The organism is Burkholderia multivorans ATCC BAA-247 (assembly GCF_000959525.1).
Lineage (GTDB): Bacteria > Pseudomonadota > Gammaproteobacteria > Burkholderiales > Burkholderiaceae > Burkholderia > Burkholderia multivorans.
The window spans coordinates 221,834-238,583 of the sequence record NZ_CP009832.1 but is presented as its reverse complement, the minus strand read 5'-3'; the positions used below and the strand labels follow the sequence as shown (position 1 = coordinate 238,583).

Below are 16,750 nucleotides of genomic sequence, written 5' to 3'. Positions count from 1 at the left end.
CGAAGGCTGCTCTCTTTTCGCGCGATACGCGGCCGGCTCAGTGCCGGCTGCGGATCTTCGCGAGACGCTGGATCGCCTCGAGCTGCGCCATCGCGGTCGCGAGCTCGGACTGCGCCTTCGCGAGGTCGAGGTCCGACTTCGCGTTCTGCAGCGTTTCCTCGGCACGCTTGCGCGCTTCCTCGGCCTTCGCCGCGTCGAGGTCCTTGCCGCGGATCGCGGTATCGGCGAGCACCGTCACGGCGCCCGGCTGCACTTCGAGAATGCCGCCGGCGACGAACACGAATTCGTCGCTGCCGCCCTCGACTTCGATGCGCACCGCACCCGGACGAATCCGCGTGATCAGCGGCGTGTGGCCCGGCAGAATACCCAGCTCACCCGTTTCGCCCGGCAGCGCGACGAATTTCGCCTCGCCCGAGAAGATCTGCTCTTCCGCGCTGACGACGTCTACTTTGATGGTTGCCATATCGACTCCTGTCGATCGGTGCGAGCGCTTCGGCGCGACGTCCGACCGATGCCGCGGCGGGCCTGCGTTCGCGCTTGCGCGGATCGCGGCCCGTCGGCCATCGACCGGAACGGGCACTTCGGCCTCGCTCCAATCTCATGCACGGCGGGTTGAGCGTGTTGCGATCGGCGCGGTCGGCCGCGGCGATAAATCAGCGATGACTTATGCGCGGCCGCATGCGCCGGCGTGCGACTCACTCGAACCCTTACTGGATCTTCTTGGCCTTCTCGAAGGCTTCGTCGATCGTGCCGACCATGTAGAACGCCTGTTCCGGCAGGTGGTCGCACTCGCCGTCGACGATCATCTTGAAGCCGCGGATCGTTTCCTTCAGCGGCACGTACTTGCCCGGCGAGCCCGTGAACACTTCAGCGACGTGGAACGGCTGCGACAGGAAACGCTGGATCTTACGCGCACGGGCGACCGACAGCTTGTCTTCCGGCGACAGTTCGTCCATGCCCAGAATCGCGATGATGTCGCGCAGTTCCTTGTAGCGCTGCAGCGTCTGCTGAACGCGACGCGTGATCGAGTAGTGCTCTTCACCGATCACGTTCGGGTCGATCTGGCGCGACGTCGAGTCGAGCGGGTCGACCGCCGGGTAGATACCCAGCGAAGCGATGTCACGCGACAGCACGACGGTTGCGTCAAGGTGGCCGAAGGTGGTTGCCGGCGACGGGTCGGTCAAGTCGTCCGCAGGGACGTACACGGCCTGAACCGACGTAATCGAGCCCTTCTTGGTCGACGTGATGCGTTCCTGCAGCTTGCCCATTTCTTCAGCCAGCGTCGGCTGATAGCCCACTGCCGACGGCATACGGCCGAGCAGTGCCGACACTTCGGTACCGGCCAGCGTGAAACGGTAGATGTTGTCGACGAAGAACAGCACGTCGAGGCCTTCATCACGGAAGAACTCGGCCATCGTCAGGCCGGTCAGCGCGACGCGCAGACGGTTGCCCGGCGGCTCGTTCATCTGGCCGTACACGAGCGCGACCTTGTCGAGAACGTTCGAGTCCTTCATTTCGTGGTAGAAGTCGTTCCCTTCACGGGTACGCTCGCCCACGCCCGCGAACACGGAGTAGCCGCCGTGCTCCTTCGCGATGTTGTTGATGAGCTCCATCATGTTGACGGTCTTGCCCACGCCTGCACCGCCGAACAGACCGACCTTGCCGCCCTTTGCGAACGGGCAGATCAGGTCGATGACCTTGATGCCCGTTTCGAGCAGTTCGGTCGACGGCGACAGTTCGTCGAACGCCGGCGCCTTCTGGTGGATCGAACGCTTGGTTTCGCTTTCGATCGGGCCCGCTTCGTCGATCGGACGGCCGAGCACGTCCATGATGCGGCCGAGGGTCGGCTTGCCGACCGGCACCGAAATCGGGTTGCCCGTGTTCTTCACGGTCAGACCGCGGCGCAGGCCGTCGGATGCACCCAGACAGATGGTACGGACCACGCCGTCGCCCAGCTGCTGCTGGACTTCGAGCGTCAGTTCCGAGCCATCGAGAATGAGCGCGTCGTAGATCTTCGGCATGCTGTCGCGCGGGAATTCCACGTCGATAACGGCGCCGATGCACTGTACGATCTTGCCTTCTACCAAAGCAGCAGTACTCATCGCTTTTCCTTTAAATACCTGATTCTTTACTCGCGCAAAGGCGCAGTTGTCGTCCCGGGCGCGCGCTTAAACAGCGGCTGCGCCGCCGACGATCTCCGACAGTTCCTTCGTGATCGCGGCCTGACGGCTCTTGTTGTAGACGAGCTGCAGTTCGCTGATCACCGTCTTCGCATTGTCGGACGCGGCCTTCATCGCGACCATCCGCGCCGATTGCTCGGACGCCATGTTCTCCGCGACGGCCTGGTACACCAGCGCCTCGACGTAACGCACGAGCAGTTCGTCGACGACTGCCTGCGCGTCCGGCTCGTAGATGTAGTCCCACGACGTGGCCGGCGTACCGTCGTCGGCCTCGAAGTGCTCCGACGACAGCGGCAGCAGCTGCTCGATCACGGCTTCCTGCTTCATCGTGTTGATGAAGCGCGTGTAAGCGAGATAGACCGCCGACAGCTTGCCTTCCGAGTACAGATCGAGCTGCGTCTTGACCGCACCGATCAGCTTGTCGAGATGCGGGGTGTCGCCGAGATGCACGACCTGCGACAGCACCTTCGCGCCGAAGCGGTTCAGGAAGCCGAGACCCTTGCCGCCGATCGCGGTGGCTTCGACCTTCTGGCCCTTCTCTTCGAGCTCCTTGAACTTCTGCACCGACGCACGCAGCACGTTCGTGTTCAGACCGCCGCACAGACCCTTGTCCGTCGTGACGAGGATGATGCCGGCCGTCTTCGCGCCTTCGTTCGCCACCATGAATGGGTGGCGGTACTCCGGGTTCGCGCGGCTCATGTGCGCGGCGATGGCACGGACCTTGTCCGCGTACGGACGAGCGGCGCGCATGCGTTCCTGCGCGCGGCGCATCTTCGATGCGGCCACCATCTCCATCGCCTTCGTGATCTTGCGCGTGTTCTGCACGCTCTTGATCTTGCCGCGAATTTCCTTCATTCCAGCCATAGCTTGCTCCTTTGCGCCCCGAGCTGGCACTTCAGCGCTTTACTCGGGGCTCATGCACCGCTCACCGAAACGGCGCGGGCGCCTCGGCTCCCGCGCGGCCTCGGTGTGTCACTCACGGATCAATAGGCACCCGACTTCTTGAAGGATTCGATCGCCGCGCGCAGCGCGCCTTCGTCGTCCTTCGAGAGATCCTTGGTGTCTTCGATGCGCTTGATGAGGTCAGCGTGGCTCGTCTTCAGGAATTCGCGCAGGCCCTTCTCGAACGGCAGCACCTGCTTCACGTCGAGATCGTCGAGGTAGCCGTTGTTCGCGGAGAACAGCGACACGGCCAGTTCCCACACCTGCAGCGGCTGGTACTGCGGCTGCTTCAGCAGTTCCGTCACGCGGCGGCCGCGCTCGAGCTGCTTGCGGGTCGCTTCGTCGAGGTCCGATGCGAACTGCGCGAATGCGGCCAGTTCACGGTACTGCGCGAGGTCGGTACGGATACCGCCCGACAGCTTCTTCACGACCTTGGTCTGCGCGGCGCCACCGACGCGCGACACCGACACGCCGGCGTTGATTGCCGGGCGGATGCCTGCGTTGAACAGGTCGGTTTCCAGGAAGATCTGGCCGTCGGTAATCGAGATCACGTTCGTCGGAACGAACGCCGTCACGTCGCCTGCCTGCGTTTCGATGACCGGCAGTGCCGTCAGCGAACCGCTCTTGCCCTTCACTTCGCCGTTCGTGAACTTCTCGACGTACTCTTCCGAGACGCGCGCCGCACGCTCGAGCAGACGCGAGTGCAGATAGAACACGTCGCCCGGGTACGCTTCACGGCCCGGCGGACGGCGCAGCAGCAGCGAGATCTGACGGTATGCCCAAGCCTGCTTGGTCAAGTCGTCGTAAATGATCAGCGCGTCCTGGCCGCGATCGCGGAAGTATTCGCCCATCGTGCAGCCCGCGTACGGTGCGAGGTACTGCATCGCGGCGGAATCCGAGGCCGAAGCGGCGACGACGATGGTGTACGCCATCGCGCCCGTTTCTTCGAGCTTGCGCACCACGTTCATGATCGACGAAGCCTTCTGGCCGATCGCGACGTAGATACAGATCAGGTCCTTGCCCTTCTGGTTGATGATCGCGTCGAGCGCCACCGCGGTCTTGCCGGTCTGGCGGTCGCCGATGATCAGCTCGCGCTGGCCGCGGCCGATCGGCACCATCGCGTCGATCGACTTGATACCCGTCTGCACCGGCTGCGACACCGACTTACGCCAGATCACGCCCGGGGCGATCTTTTCGATCGCGTCGGTCAGCTTCGCGTTGACCGGACCCTTGCCGTCGATCGGGTTGCCGAGCGCGTCGACCACGCGGCCGATGAGTTCCGGACCGACCGGGACTTCGAGAATGCGGCCCGTCGTCTTGACGACGTCGCCTTCCGAGATGTGTTCGTATTCGCCGAGAATCACCGCGCCGACCGAGTCGCGCTCGAGGTTCAGCGCGAGGCCGAACGTGTTGCCCGGAAACTCGAGCATTTCGCCCTGCATCACGTCCGACAGGCCGTGGATGCGCACGATACCGTCGGTCACGGAGATCACGGTGCCCTGGTTGCGAACGTCTGCGCTCGCTTCAAGGCCCTGGATCCGGCTCTTGATCAGCTCGCTGATCTCAGAGGGATTGAGTTGCATTATTCGCTCCTGATAGTCAATTCTGTTGCGTGCCGGCGTGGCGCTCAGGCGGTCAAGGCAGCCTGCATCGATGCGAGGCGCGCGCGAACCGAGGTGTCGAGCACTTCGTCGCCGACCGTCACGCGCACGCCGCCGATCAGCGACGAATCGACTTCGACCGTCGGCTTCAGCTTGCGCTTGAACTTGCGTTCGAGGCTCGCGACGAGACTGTCGAGATCCGCGCCGTCCAGCGGGAACGCGCTCACGATCTCGGCGTCCGCTGCGCCTTCACGTTCGTTCTTGAGCGCCTCGAACTGCTCGGCGATTTCCGGCAGCAGCGCGATGCGATGATTGTCGACCAGCATCTGCACGAAGTTCTTCGCTTCGGCGCCGGCCGCGAGCGGCGACTTCAGCGCGGCAAGCAGCAGCTCGGCCACTTGCGCACGCGTCACCTTCGGGCTCGACGCGACCGACAGCACTTCCGGCAGACGCGCAACCTGGGCCAGCTCTTGCACGAGCGTGGACCAGGCGGCGATGTCACCGCCCTCGGCCACGCGGAACAGCGCTTCTGCGTAAGGGCGGGCGATGGTTGCAAGTTCGGCCATGATCAGAGCTCGGCTTTCAGTTGATTCAGCAGTTGGGCGTGGGCCGTTTGATCGACTTCGCGCTTCAGGATCTGCTCGGCGCCCTTCACGGCCAGCGCAGCGACTTCGCCGCGCAGCGCTTCGCGCGCCTTCACGATTTGCTGTTCTGCTTCCGCTTTCGCCTGCGCGACGATGCGGGCGGCTTCAGCCTGGGCGTTGGCCTTGATTTCCTCGGCGACCGCCTGGGCGCGCTTTTCGGCGTCGGCGATGCGCTGCTGGCCGTCGTTGCGGGCCTGCGCGAGTTCCTGGTCCACGCGCTTGTGCGCTGCTTCGAGTTCCGCCTTGCCCTTTTCCGCGGCGGCGAGGCCGTCGGCGATCTTCTTCGAACGTTCGTCGAGGGCGTTGATCAACGGCGGCCACACGAACTTCATCGTGAACCACGCGAGGACCAGGAACACGACCATTTGCGCAAACAGAGTTGCGTTGAGATTCACGGTGTTTCCTTATCTGCTATTCCGGAAAAATGAAACGGTAAGGCGCTCATCGAGTTGCATTCGATCAGCGCCCCAAGTCTCCGTTCCGCCCTGCGCCGGCTCACGCCGGGCGCATATTTCCGAGGAACCTTAGCCTGCGAGCTTCGACAGGAGCGGGTTCGCGAACGCGAACAGCATTGCGACACCCACGCCGATCAGGAATGCCGCGTCGATCAGGCCGGCCAGCAGGAACATCTTCGTTTGCAGCGGGTTGATGAGTTCCGGCTGACGTGCGCACGCTTCGATGTACTTGCCGCCCATCAGCGCGATACCGATACAGGCGCCGATTGCACCCAGGCCGATGATGATGCCGATACCGATGGCGGTCAGACCCTGGATGTTGGCGATGAAAGCTTGCATGATCACTCCTTTGTGAAAAGACTTGGAACTAGAGATTTAAGAAAATAAAACGAAGACTCTTTTTTGCACGCCGTGCTTAATGCTTGTCGTGCGCCTGGCCGAGATACACCAGCGTCAGCATCATGAAAATGAATGCCTGCAACAGAACAATCAGGATGTGGAAGATTGCCCAGACGCTGCCCGCGATCACATGACCAACGAAGCCGAGGAACGTTGCGTCGCCACCGAAGCTCCACATGCTGCCGAGCAGGGCGATCAACAGGAACAACAGCTCACCCGCGTACATGTTGCCGAACAACCGCATGCCGAGCGAGACGGTCTTCGCGACGTATTCGACGACGTTGAGCGCGAGGTTCGGGATCCACAGCAGCGGGTGCGCGCCGAACGGCGCCGACAGCAGCTCATGCGCAAAACCGCCCGGGCCCTTGATCTTGATGCTGTAGTAGATCATCAGGACGAACACGCCGAGCGCGATGCCGAGCGTGCCGTTGAGGTCGGCCGTCGGAACGATGCGATGGTGGGAGATCACGTTCGACAGACCCAGCCAGCCGATCACGCGGCCCGGCAGGTCCACCGGAAGGAAGTCGAGCGAGTTCATCAGCGCGACCCACACGAACACGGTGAGCGCGAGCGGCGCGATGAACGTACGGTTGCCGTGAACGATGGCCTTCGATTGGTCTTCGACCATCTCGACGAGCATCTCGATCGCGCACTGGAAGCGGCCCGGTACGCCCGGCGTCGCCTTGCGGGCGGCCAGACGCAGCAGGACGATCGTCACGATGCCGCACACGATCGACCAGAACAGCGTGTCGAGATTCCAGACGTGGATGTCGAAAATCGACGTCTGATGCGAGGTGGAAAAATTCTGCAAGTGGTGCGCAATGTACTCGGACGGATCCGGACTGCGCGTGCCTTCGCTAGCTGCCATATCGTTAATGCCACCCAAATTGTCGAAAATCGTTTTGCCTGTTCCGCAACACGCTATTGCGGGAACGGGCCCGTGCGATTTCGTGTCGAAAACCGCACGCTGCTTGTTTCTTACCGCCAGGCCAGCGCGATCCAGTACGTCTTCAGCACGACGAGGTAGGTGACGAGGAGCGCCGGCCAGTGCACGCCGGCATAGCCGTACGCCACTGCGGCGAACATGCCGATCGTCACGCCGAGCTTCAGCGCTTCGCCGGCCACCCAGCTCATCACGGTGGCCGAGCCACCCGCCTTCAGTCGTGCCACGAACAACGCGCTTGGCACCCAGCCGATCGCCCCGCCCAGAAACGCGGATTGCGCAGCGGCGCCGGGCGACTTTGAAAACAGCCACCACGCCAGCGTTGCAACCAGGGACAGTGCCACCTGCGCGATCACCACTTTGTACGGGGTCACGCGCGACGGCTTGCTCACGTTCGGGCCGAAGAGCTTCTCGGCCTCCGCCCGTGTGAGCGGAACGATGTTGTTATCTTGCTGCTCGACATCCCAGTCGTCATCGGATTCGCGCCGCTCGCCGGCCGCTGAAGCGGTGCGTTGCGCGCGGTGATCATCGTGCCTATCGTTCGGCGCCTGACCCGCCATCGCAGTCTTCCGCAAAATCCTGAAACCGGCCCCAAGCTTTCCGAAAGCTTTCAGGGGTGCCGAGCTAACAAATCCGGGCGATTGTAAGCGATAGTTGCAACTGATTCAAGGCTTTAGACGCGACAAAAACCGGCGTGAAACGACGCGTCATGATGCGAGAAAACGCGCGATTCGGGGACGTACGATGACAGTTGTAAGGTCAACTTTTGCGTCGTCATCGGTCGAAGAAAATGTGTGGTAATGCGATCGTCGCGGCGATCCGCACAGGCGTGCGGCGGGAGACGTCGTTGGTCGAACGGCCGGCGTTTGTCGCCGTCGCGATGCGGTGGAAAGCGTGGCACACGATCGAACGGGTGAAGCGTGCGTCGCCGGACGCGGAAATTTGCCGTGAAGCTGCATTGCGGACTGCTCGGCCGGATTCGCGAATTCGAAGATCCGCGCGCATCGGTTGCAGTCGCACCACAGCCGATTCACTCGGCCCGTCGCACCCCGCCGTGTCCGCCCCGCACCCCGCGCGCGCGGCGCACGCCGGCACAGCGCAGGCTGTGCGTCGCCACCGCCGAGGCCAGCCGATATTCTGTGCAGCGATCGTCAGAGATGCGCGAGCAGCCATGCGCCGAGCACGGCGCTCGCGAGCGCGAACGGAATCGACACGAGGTGGAACGGCAGCCACATGCGCGGTTCCTTCGCGAGACGAACCGCGATCAGATTCGCGAGCGAGCCGATCGCGAATCCGAAGCCGCCGACCGATACGCCGAACGCGAGCGCACGCCAGTCGTGCGTGAACTCCGACAGCAGGATCGCGGCCGGCACGTTGCTGATGCCTTGCGACAGGATCGCGCCCGCCGCGAACACGCGCAGCGGCGAATCGAGCCGCGCGTGCGCGATCGCGTCGTGTATCCACGGCAGCGCCGCGGCCGTGCGCAGCACGACGAACATCAGCACGAAAATCAGCAGCAGCAGCCAGTCGATCTTCAGGACTGCCTTGCGTTGAACGGCAAGCAGCACGATCGTCACCGCAATCAGCGCCGGCAGCGGATGATGCGCGTCGGCCAGCAGCACGAATGCGGCGAACAGCACGGCCGCGATCAGCGCGTGCGTGCGGTGCACGTCGACGCCCGCGACGTCGCCGGACAGATCGAGCGGTTTCGCGCGAAACGCGCATGCAGTCAGCGCGAGCAGCAGCACCATCAGCGCGACGGCGAGCGGCCCGAGCGTCACGACGAAGCGGCCGAACGACACAGCGCTCAACTGCCACAGAAAAAGATTCTGCGGATTGCCGAGCGGCGTCGCGATCGATCCCGCATTGACGGCCAGCGCGACCACGATCACGAGGCGCCGGAACGGCAGCGGCGTCAGTTCGCGCAACGACACCATCAGCGGCACGACGACGAACAGCGCGACGTCGTTCGTCAGCCACATCGAGAGCACGGCCGCGAACACCACGAGCAGCATCGCGAGCCCGCGCTCGGAACGCACGTGATGCACGATCCGGTGCGCGAGCCACATCAGGCAGCCCGACAGTTCCAGCGCCTTCGTCAGCATCAGCAGGCCCGCGAGCGTCGCGACCGTCTGCCAGTCGACGCGCTCGGCCAGAACGCGAATCGGTTGCGGACGCAACCATTCCAGCACGATCAGGCCGAGCGCCAGCACGGACAGCACGGGCTCCTGTGCAAGCCAGCCGAGCCACCGGCGCGACGCCGGCGCGCCCGTGTCGTTAATCGACATGCTCGCGTTATTCCTCGGCCGCGACGTTGCCGCGCAGGCGCACGAGAATGCCTTCGAGTGCATCGAGGTTGCCGAAGTCGATCGTCACCTGCCCTCGCCCGCGACGGCCCAGCTTGATCTTCACCGTCGACGCCAGCAGATCCGACAACTCCTCTTCGAGACGACGCGTATCGCGGCCGCCGTCGTCCTTCGCGCGCGCCTTCACGGCAGGCGCTTCCTTCGTCGTCTGTGCGACGAGCTTCTCGGTCTCGCGCACCGACATTCGCTTGTTGACGACCTGATGCGCGAGCGTGATCTGCGTCGCCGCATCGACCGCGAGCAGCGCACGCGCGTGGCCCATGTCGAGATCGCCCGCGAGCAGCATCGTCTGCACGGGCGCCGCGAGGTTCAGCAGACGCAGCAGGTTCGACACCGCGCTGCGCGAACGGCCCACCGACTCGGCCGCCTGCTCGTGCGTGAAACCGAACTCGTCGAGCAGCCGCTGAATGCCGTGCGCCTCTTCAAGCGGATTCAGATCCTCGCGCTGGATGTTCTCGATCAGCGCCATCGCCGCCGCGGCCTGATCGGACACCTCCTTCACGAGCACCGGCACTTCCTCGAGGCCCGCGAGACGCGCGGCGCGGAAACGTCGCTCGCCCGCGATGATCTCGTATTTGTCTGACGAAATGGGGCGTACCAGGATCGGCTGCATCACGCCCTGGGCGCGAATGCTGGCCGCGAGCTCCTGCAGGCTGCCTTCGTCCATCCGCGTGCGCGGCTGGTATTTGCCGGCCTGCAGCTTGCCGAGCGCGAGCGTGTTCGGCGCCCCTTCGATCTTCACCGCTTCGGTGATGTCGGCGCTGCCGCCGAGCAGCGCTTCGAGGCCACGTCCCAAGCCCTTCTTCTTCGGTACGGCGTTCATGTCTTTCTTCCTCGCTTCGCTCATGTCCGGTTACGATGCCTCGAACGCGCGCACGCGCTCGATCATCTCTGCACCGAACTGGAGATAGGCTTGCGCACCGCGCGAGCTGCGGTCGAACACGACGCCCGGCAGCCCATAGCTCGGCGCTTCCGCGAGGCGCACGTTACGCGGAATCACCGCGTCGAACACCTTGTCGCCGAAGTGCGCTTTCAGTTGATCGGAGACCTGCTGCTGCAGCGTGATGCGCGGATCGAACATCACACGCAGCAAGCCGATGATCTTCAGGTCGCGGTTCATGTTCGCGTGCACCTGCTTGATCGTGTTGACGAGATCCGAGAGCCCTTCGAGCGCGAAGTACTCGCACTGCATCGGGATCACGACGCCGTGCGCTGCGCACAGGCCGTTCAGCGTCAGCAACGACAGCGTCGGCGGACAGTCGATCAGCACGAAGTCGTAATCGTCCTCGACGCGCTCGAGCGCCGCCTTCAGCTGGCGCTCGCGGTTCTCGATACCGATCAGCTCGATCTCCGCACCGGACAGCTCGCGGTTCGCCGGCAGCACGTCGTACGTGACGGCTTCGGGCCGGATGCGCGCGTCGGCCACCGACACGCCGTCGACCAGCACTTCGTACACCGTCGCTTCGCATGCGGCCTTGTCGATCCCGCTGCCCATCGTCGCGTTGCCCTGCGGGTCGAGATCGATCAGCAGGACTCGTTGCTCCTGCGCTGCAAGGCTTGCGGCGAGATTGACCGATGTCGTCGTCTTGCCGACGCCCCCCTTCTGGTTCGCAACGCAGAAGATCTTTGCCATCGTTGGTGTGTTCCTCTTACCTTCAAACATTCGGCGCGCCGTTCGCGCGCCGTCAAATCGCCTCGTCGACGGCCACCTCGATCAGATGCCGTTCGGCATCGAGCATCGGAACCGCCAGACGCATCGTCTGCTTCACGCGGCTGCCTTCGGGCAGCCGCGCAATCTCGTCGTCCGGATGCACGCCCTTCATCGCCCAGATCGAACCGCCCGGCGCAACGAGATGCCGAGCAAGTTTAACGAAGTCGGACAGGTCCGCGAAGGCGCGCGACACGATGATGTCGAATTTTTCCGGCACCTCGACGCCGGGCCGCAGCGATTCGACGCGCCCCGTGACCACCGACAAATTCGTGAGCTTCAGTTCCGCACGCGTTTGCGTCTGGAACGCGGACTTCTTCTGCACGATGTCGTTCAGCGTTACCTGCCAGTCCGGCTCGACGATCGCGAGCACGATGCCCGGCAAGCCGCCGCCCGAGCCGACGTCGAGCGCGCGTGCCGACGCGCGGCCGCGCAGATGCGGCACGATCGACAGCGAATCGAGGATGTGCTGGATCAGCATCTGCTGCGGATCGCGAATCGCGGTCAGGTTGTAGACCGCGTTCCACTTGCCCAGCAGCGCGACGTAGTCGAGCAGCCGGTTGCGTTGCGTATCGGATAGCGCGACGTCGAGCGACGCCGCGCCGTCGACGAGCATCCGTTCAAGTACGTCCCGATTAACCGCCGGCGCGCGACGCGCCGTCATTGTTGCGTCGGGACGGCGCCGTCCCCCTGCTCGGCAGCCGATGCGGCCGCGCCGTTACGGCGGCCCAGCCCGCGCCGCTTCAAGTGCACCATCAGCAGCGAAATGGCCGCCGGCGTGACGCCGGAGATGCGCGATGCCTGCCCAATCGTTTCAGGCCGGAACTGATTGAGCTTCTGGCTGACCTCGAACGACAAGCCACGCACCTCGCGATAGTCGATCCCGTCCGGCAGACGCGTGTTCTCGTTCGCGTCGTTGCGTTCGATCTCGGTCGCCTGACGTTCGATATAGCCCTGATACTTGATGCCGATCTCGACCTGCTCCTTGATCTGCGCGAGCAGCACCGGATCGTCGGCCAGCGGCTCCGCCGGCCCGCACTCGCCGCCCTTCAGCCCGCAGACGCCGTCGTAGTCGACGCCCGGACGCCGCAGCAGCTCCGCCAGACTGTATTCGTGGTCGATCGGTTTGCCGAGCAATGCGCTCGCCTCTTCCGGCGGCAGCGTCTTCGGCGTCACCCAGGTCGTCTTCAGTCGTTCGGTTTCACGTGAAACAGCGTCGCGCTTCCGGCAGAAGGCGTCCCAGCGCACGTCGTCGACGAGGCCCAGCTCGCGGCCGATCTCGGTCAGACGCATGTCCGCGTTGTCTTCGCGAAGGCTCAGGCGGTATTCGGCACGGCTCGTGAACATCCGGTACGGCTCGGCGACGCCGCGCGTGACGAGATCGTCGACCAGCACGCCCAGATACGCCTGATCGCGACGCGGGCACCATGCGTCCTTTTCCTGCACGTAGCGGCCCGCGTTGACGCCTGCGAGCAGGCCCTGCGCAGCCGCCTCTTCGTAGCCTGTCGTCCCGTTGATCTGGCCCGCAAAGAACAATCCGTTGATCGCCTTCGTCTCCAGCGACGCCTTCAGCGCGCGCGGATCGAAGTAGTCATACTCGATCGCATAGCCGGGCCGCAGGATATGCGCCTGTTCGAGGCCGCGCATCGAATGCACGAGCTCGAGCTGCACGTCGAACGGCAGGCTCGTCGAAATCCCGTTCGGGTAGAACTCGTTGGTCGTCAGCCCTTCCGGCTCGAGGAAGATCTGGTGCGATTCCTTCGACGCGAATCGATGAATCTTGTCCTCGATCGATGGGCAGTAGCGCGGCCCCACGCCTTCGATCACGCCCGTGTACATCGGCGAACGGTCGAGGCCGCCGCGAATGATGTCGTGCGTGCGCTCGTTCGTGTGCGTGACCCAGCACGGCAGCTGCTGCGGATGCTGCTCGGCACGGCCGAGGAACGAGAACACCGGAATCGGATCGAGATCGCCCGGCTGCTCTTCGAGCTTCGAGAAATCGATCGTGCGGCCGTCGATACGCGGCGGCGTTCCGGTCTTCAGCCGCCCTTGCGGCAGCTTCAGCTCCTTCAAGCGCGCAGACAGCGACACGGCGGCCGGGTCGCCCGCGCGACCGCCCGTATAGTTGTTCAGGCCGACGTGGATCTTGCCGTCCAGGAACGTACCGGCCGTCAGCACGACCGCGCGCGCGCGGAACCGGATGCCGATTTGCGTGACAGCGCCGACCACGCGATCGCCCTCGACCATCAGGTCGTCGACCGCCTGCTGGAACAGCCACAGATTGGGCTGATTCTCGAGGCGGCGACGGATCGCCGCCTTGTACAGGATGCGGTCCGCCTGGGCGCGTGTCGCGCGTACGGCCGGGCCTTTCGACGAATTGAGGATCCGGAACTGGATCCCCGCTTCGTCGGTGGCGGCCGCCATCGCGCCGCCCAGCGCATCGACTTCCTTGACCAGATGGCCCTTGCCGATGCCGCCGATCGACGGATTGCAGCTCATCTGCCCGAGCGTTTCGATGTTGTGGGTCAGCAGCAGCGTCTTCGCGCCCATTCGGGCGGACGCCAACGCGGCTTCCGTGCCGGCATGACCGCCGCCGACGACGATGACGTCAAATTCTGTGGGATAAAGCATGGTGGATTCCGTACGCAGGACCGCGCACGAACCTATCTGAGAAATGTATGGGGCGAATTATAGCGGGTTCGCTTTTCGCCCGACGGCCGTCCGAATGGTAGGGTCCGTACGTTTCGACGATTTTTTCGTCGATGCGCCTGGAAAACCGTGCCGCTGCGGCGGATCACGGCGGGCCTCCGAGCCGCTCGCTGCTTCACAGCGTCCGCGCTCGATCGCCCTGAAGTTGTCCCCAACCCGATCCTGCTTTTGTGCCCGCCCTTCCCAACGTCGCCCGACCGCAAACAAAAACGGCGTGTTTCACGTGAAACACGCCGTTCGTTTCCCGCTGCCAGCGGTTCGATCAGGCCGTCTTCCTTGCGAGCCCCAGGTACGTTTCGATCACGCGCGGATTCTGTGCAAGTTCGGACGCCGGCCCTTCAAGCGCAAATTCGCCGGTTTCCAGCACGTAGCCGTAATCCGAAATCTGCAGCGCCGCACGCGCGTTCTGCTCGATCAGCAGCGTCGCGACGCCTGTGCCGCGCAACGCGCTGATGATATGAAAGATCTCCTTCACGATCAGCGGCGCAAGCCCGAGGCTCGGCTCGTCGAGCATCAGCAGGTCCGGCTTGCCCATCAGCGCGCGCCCGACCGCGAGCATCTGCCGCTCGCCGCCCGACAGCGTACCGGCCGCCTGCCTGCGCCGCTCCTTCAATCGCGGAAACAGCGCGAACACCGGGTCGAGCTGGTCGAGAAAGTTCGCTTCGCCGGCCTGCTTGCGGCGATAGGCGCCGAGCACGAGGTTGTCTTCCACCGTCATCGTGCCGAACAGCTCGCGCTTCTCCGGCACGAGGCACATCCCGCGCGCGACACGCTGCTCGACCGGCAGCGCGTCGACGTCCCCGCCGCGATAGAGGACCGCACCGGACGCATGGCCGGTCACCGGTAGCGCGCCCATGATTGCGTTCAGCAGCGTCGATTTTCCGGCGCCGTTCGGGCCGATCACGCTGACGATCTGGCCCGCCCCGACCTTGATCGCCGCGCCGTGCAGCGCCTCCACCTTGCCGTACCGGACCGCCAGCCCGCGCACTTCGAGAATCGGCATCGTCGTGTCCGTCATCACTCCACCCCGCCCAGATACGCTTCAAGTACCGCCGGATCCTGCTGCACGTCCTGCGGCAGCCCTTCGGCGATGCGCGTGCCGAATTCCATGACGACGAGCCGGTCGGTCAGGTTCATCACGAAGTCCATGTCGTGTTCGACGAGCAACACGCTCATGCCTTCGGCCTTCAGCCGGCGCAGCAACTCGGCGAGCTGCTGCTTTTCCCGGTAACGGAGGCCGGCCGCCGGCTCGTCGAGCAGCAGCAGCGTCGGGTCGCAGCACAGCGCGCGCGCGATTTCGAGAATTCGCTGTTGACCGAGCGCGAGGCTCCCCGCTTCTTCGTACATATGCTGTTCGAGGCCCACACGGCGGATCTGCCGCGCAGCCTCGGCGAGTAGCTGCGCTTCCTCGTGCGCATTGAGCCGCGCAATGCTGCGCCATACGCCCGTATGCCCGCGCAGATGGGCGCCGATCGCGACGTTCTCGAGCACCGTCATTCCGGGCAGCAGCTTCACGTGCTGGAACGTGCGGCCGATCCCGCGCTGCACGATCTGTCGCGACGTGAGCCCGTCGATCCGTTCGCCGCGGAACGTGATCGTGCCGCCGGTCGGCTGCAGCACGCCGGTCACGAGGTTGAACGTCGTCGACTTGCCGGCGCCGTTCGGGCCGATCAGCCCAACGATCTGCCCCGCTTTCACGTCGAAGCTGACGTCGTTGACGGCCACGAGCCCACCGAATTGCTTGCGTGCGTTGTCGACGACGAGCAGCGGCTCGCCGGCCACCGGTTTCGCGCGCTGCGGCAGCGGATCGGCGTGCTCGGGCACGTGCGCACGCGGCCCGCGCGGGAACAGTCGGGCAACGAACGGCCACACGCCCTGCCGCGCATACTGCAGCAGCAGCACCATGAGTACGCCGAACACGATGATTTCGAAGTTGCCTTCGGAGCCGAGCAGCTTCGGCAGCAGCGTCTGCAGGTAGTCCTGCAGCACGGTGAGGATCGCCGCGCCGAGCACGGCGCCCCAGACATGCGACACGCCGCCGACGACCGCCATGAACAGGAATTCGATGCCGTGGTTCAGCCCGAACGGCGTCGGGTTCACGGCCCGCTGCAGATGCGCGTACAGAAAGCCGGACACCGCGGCGAGCACCGCCGCGTAGACGAAGATCACGACGCGCATCCACGCCGTGTTCACGCCCATCGCCTCGGCCATCACGCCGCCGCCGCGCAGCGCGCGAATCGCGCGCCCTGGCCGGCTGTTCAGCAGGTTCTGCACCGATACGATCGCCGCGAGCACGACTGCCCAGATCAGGAAATACAGGCTGCGGCCGCTGTCGAGTTCGAGCCCGAACAGGCTCAGCGCCGGAATGCCGTTGATCCCGTCGTATTTGCCGAGCACCTCGAGATTGCCGAACAGATAGAACAGCGCGAGGCCCCACGCGATCGTGCCGAGCGGCAGGAAGTGTCCCGAGAGCCGCATCGTGACGGCGCCGAGCACGAGCGCGACGAGCGCCGTCAGCGCGACGCCGACGATCAGCGCAAGCCACGGCGACACGCCGTAGCGCGTGGTCAGGAATGCGGTCGCATAGGCGCCGACGCCGACGAACGCGGCCTGCCCGAAGCTCGTCATGCCGCCGACGCCCGTCAGCAGCACGAGCCCGATCGCGACGATCGCATAGAGCCCGATGTAGTTGAGCAGCGTGATCCAGTATTCGGGCACGTGCAGCGCGCCGGGCAGCACCGGCAACGCGAACAGCACGACGAGAAACGCCCAGAACGTCTTGTTGCGCAGCATCGTCTTCATC

16 protein-coding genes are annotated in these 16,750 nt (G+C 64.6%); all 16 read right to left on the bottom strand.

Annotated features, from left to right (window positions below):
* Positions 1 to 37: 37 nt before the first annotated feature.
* Positions 38 to 463, bottom strand: coding sequence for a F0F1 ATP synthase subunit epsilon (locus NP80_RS13570; RefSeq protein WP_006401461.1), 426 nt, complete (start codon positions 461 to 463; stop codon positions 38 to 40).
* A gap of 244 nt (positions 464 to 707) precedes the next feature.
* Positions 708 to 2,102 carry a F0F1 ATP synthase subunit beta gene (atpD, locus tag NP80_RS13565; protein ID WP_006401462.1) on the bottom strand — a complete coding sequence of 465 codons (1,395 nt, stop codon included), beginning with the start codon at positions 2,100 to 2,102 and terminating at the stop codon, positions 708 to 710.
* Positions 2,103 to 2,168: 66 nt separating this feature from the next.
* Positions 2,169 to 3,044, bottom strand: a complete 876-nt coding sequence (gene atpG / locus NP80_RS13560; RefSeq protein ID WP_006401463.1) for a F0F1 ATP synthase subunit gamma — start codon at positions 3,042 to 3,044, stop codon at positions 2,169 to 2,171.
* A 119-nt stretch (positions 3,045 to 3,163) separates the two neighbouring features.
* Positions 3,164 to 4,705: a F0F1 ATP synthase subunit alpha gene (atpA, locus tag NP80_RS13555; protein ID WP_006401464.1), complete on the bottom strand. Its 1,542-nt coding sequence runs from the start codon at positions 4,703 to 4,705 to the stop codon at positions 3,164 to 3,166.
* Positions 4,706 to 4,749: 44 nt separating this feature from the next.
* Positions 4,750 to 5,289: a F0F1 ATP synthase subunit delta gene (locus NP80_RS13550; RefSeq protein WP_006401465.1), complete on the bottom strand. Its 540-nt coding sequence runs from the start codon at positions 5,287 to 5,289 to the stop codon at positions 4,750 to 4,752.
* A 2-nt stretch (positions 5,290 to 5,291) separates the two neighbouring features.
* A complete protein-coding gene (locus tag NP80_RS13545; protein WP_006401466.1) occupies positions 5,292 to 5,762 on the bottom strand; it encodes a F0F1 ATP synthase subunit B in 471 nt (156 codons plus the stop codon).
* A gap of 129 nt (positions 5,763 to 5,891) precedes the next feature.
* The gene (gene atpE, locus NP80_RS13540; RefSeq protein ID WP_004195828.1) at positions 5,892 to 6,161 is read right to left on the bottom strand and encodes a F0F1 ATP synthase subunit C; all 270 of its coding nucleotides are present in this window, start codon (positions 6,159 to 6,161) and stop codon (positions 5,892 to 5,894) included.
* Positions 6,162 to 6,237: 76 nt separating this feature from the next.
* Positions 6,238 to 7,089, bottom strand: a complete 852-nt coding sequence (atpB, locus tag NP80_RS13535; protein WP_006411132.1) for a F0F1 ATP synthase subunit A — start codon at positions 7,087 to 7,089, stop codon at positions 6,238 to 6,240.
* A gap of 110 nt (positions 7,090 to 7,199) precedes the next feature.
* Positions 7,200 to 7,724: an ATP synthase subunit I gene (locus tag NP80_RS13530; protein WP_006401468.1), complete on the bottom strand. Its 525-nt coding sequence runs from the start codon at positions 7,722 to 7,724 to the stop codon at positions 7,200 to 7,202.
* 591 nt (positions 7,725 to 8,315) lie between these two features.
* Entirely contained in the window at positions 8,316 to 9,452 is a 1,137-nt protein-coding gene (locus NP80_RS13525; RefSeq protein ID WP_006408096.1) for an SLC13 family permease, read from the bottom strand.
* A gap of 7 nt (positions 9,453 to 9,459) precedes the next feature.
* Positions 9,460 to 10,353 (bottom strand): ParB/RepB/Spo0J family partition protein, encoded by an 894-nt coding sequence (locus NP80_RS13520; protein WP_006401471.1) that lies wholly within the window; start codon positions 10,351 to 10,353, stop codon positions 9,460 to 9,462.
* 30 nt (positions 10,354 to 10,383) lie between these two features.
* On the bottom strand, positions 10,384 to 11,163 hold the full coding sequence (locus NP80_RS13515) for a ParA family protein (protein ID WP_006401472.1): 780 nt from the start codon (positions 11,161 to 11,163) through the stop codon (positions 10,384 to 10,386).
* Between the two features lie 52 nt (positions 11,164 to 11,215).
* Positions 11,216 to 11,902, bottom strand: a complete 687-nt coding sequence (rsmG, locus tag NP80_RS13510; RefSeq protein WP_035489553.1) for a 16S rRNA (guanine(527)-N(7))-methyltransferase RsmG — start codon at positions 11,900 to 11,902, stop codon at positions 11,216 to 11,218.
* Positions 11,899 to 13,869 (bottom strand): tRNA uridine-5-carboxymethylaminomethyl(34) synthesis enzyme MnmG, encoded by a 1,971-nt coding sequence (mnmG, locus tag NP80_RS13505; RefSeq protein ID WP_006408094.1) that lies wholly within the window; start codon positions 13,867 to 13,869, stop codon positions 11,899 to 11,901. The genes rsmG and mnmG overlap by 4 nt, the downstream gene beginning before the upstream one ends.
* A gap of 340 nt (positions 13,870 to 14,209) precedes the next feature.
* Positions 14,210 to 14,965 (bottom strand): ABC transporter ATP-binding protein, encoded by a 756-nt coding sequence (locus NP80_RS13500; RefSeq protein WP_006411128.1) that lies wholly within the window; start codon positions 14,963 to 14,965, stop codon positions 14,210 to 14,212.
* Positions 14,965 to 16,749 (bottom strand): branched-chain amino acid ABC transporter ATP-binding protein/permease, encoded by a 1,785-nt coding sequence (locus NP80_RS13495; RefSeq protein ID WP_006411130.1) that lies wholly within the window; start codon positions 16,747 to 16,749, stop codon positions 14,965 to 14,967. The genes NP80_RS13500 and NP80_RS13495 overlap by 1 nt, the downstream gene beginning before the upstream one ends.
* Between the last annotated feature and the right edge of the window lies 1 nt (position 16,750).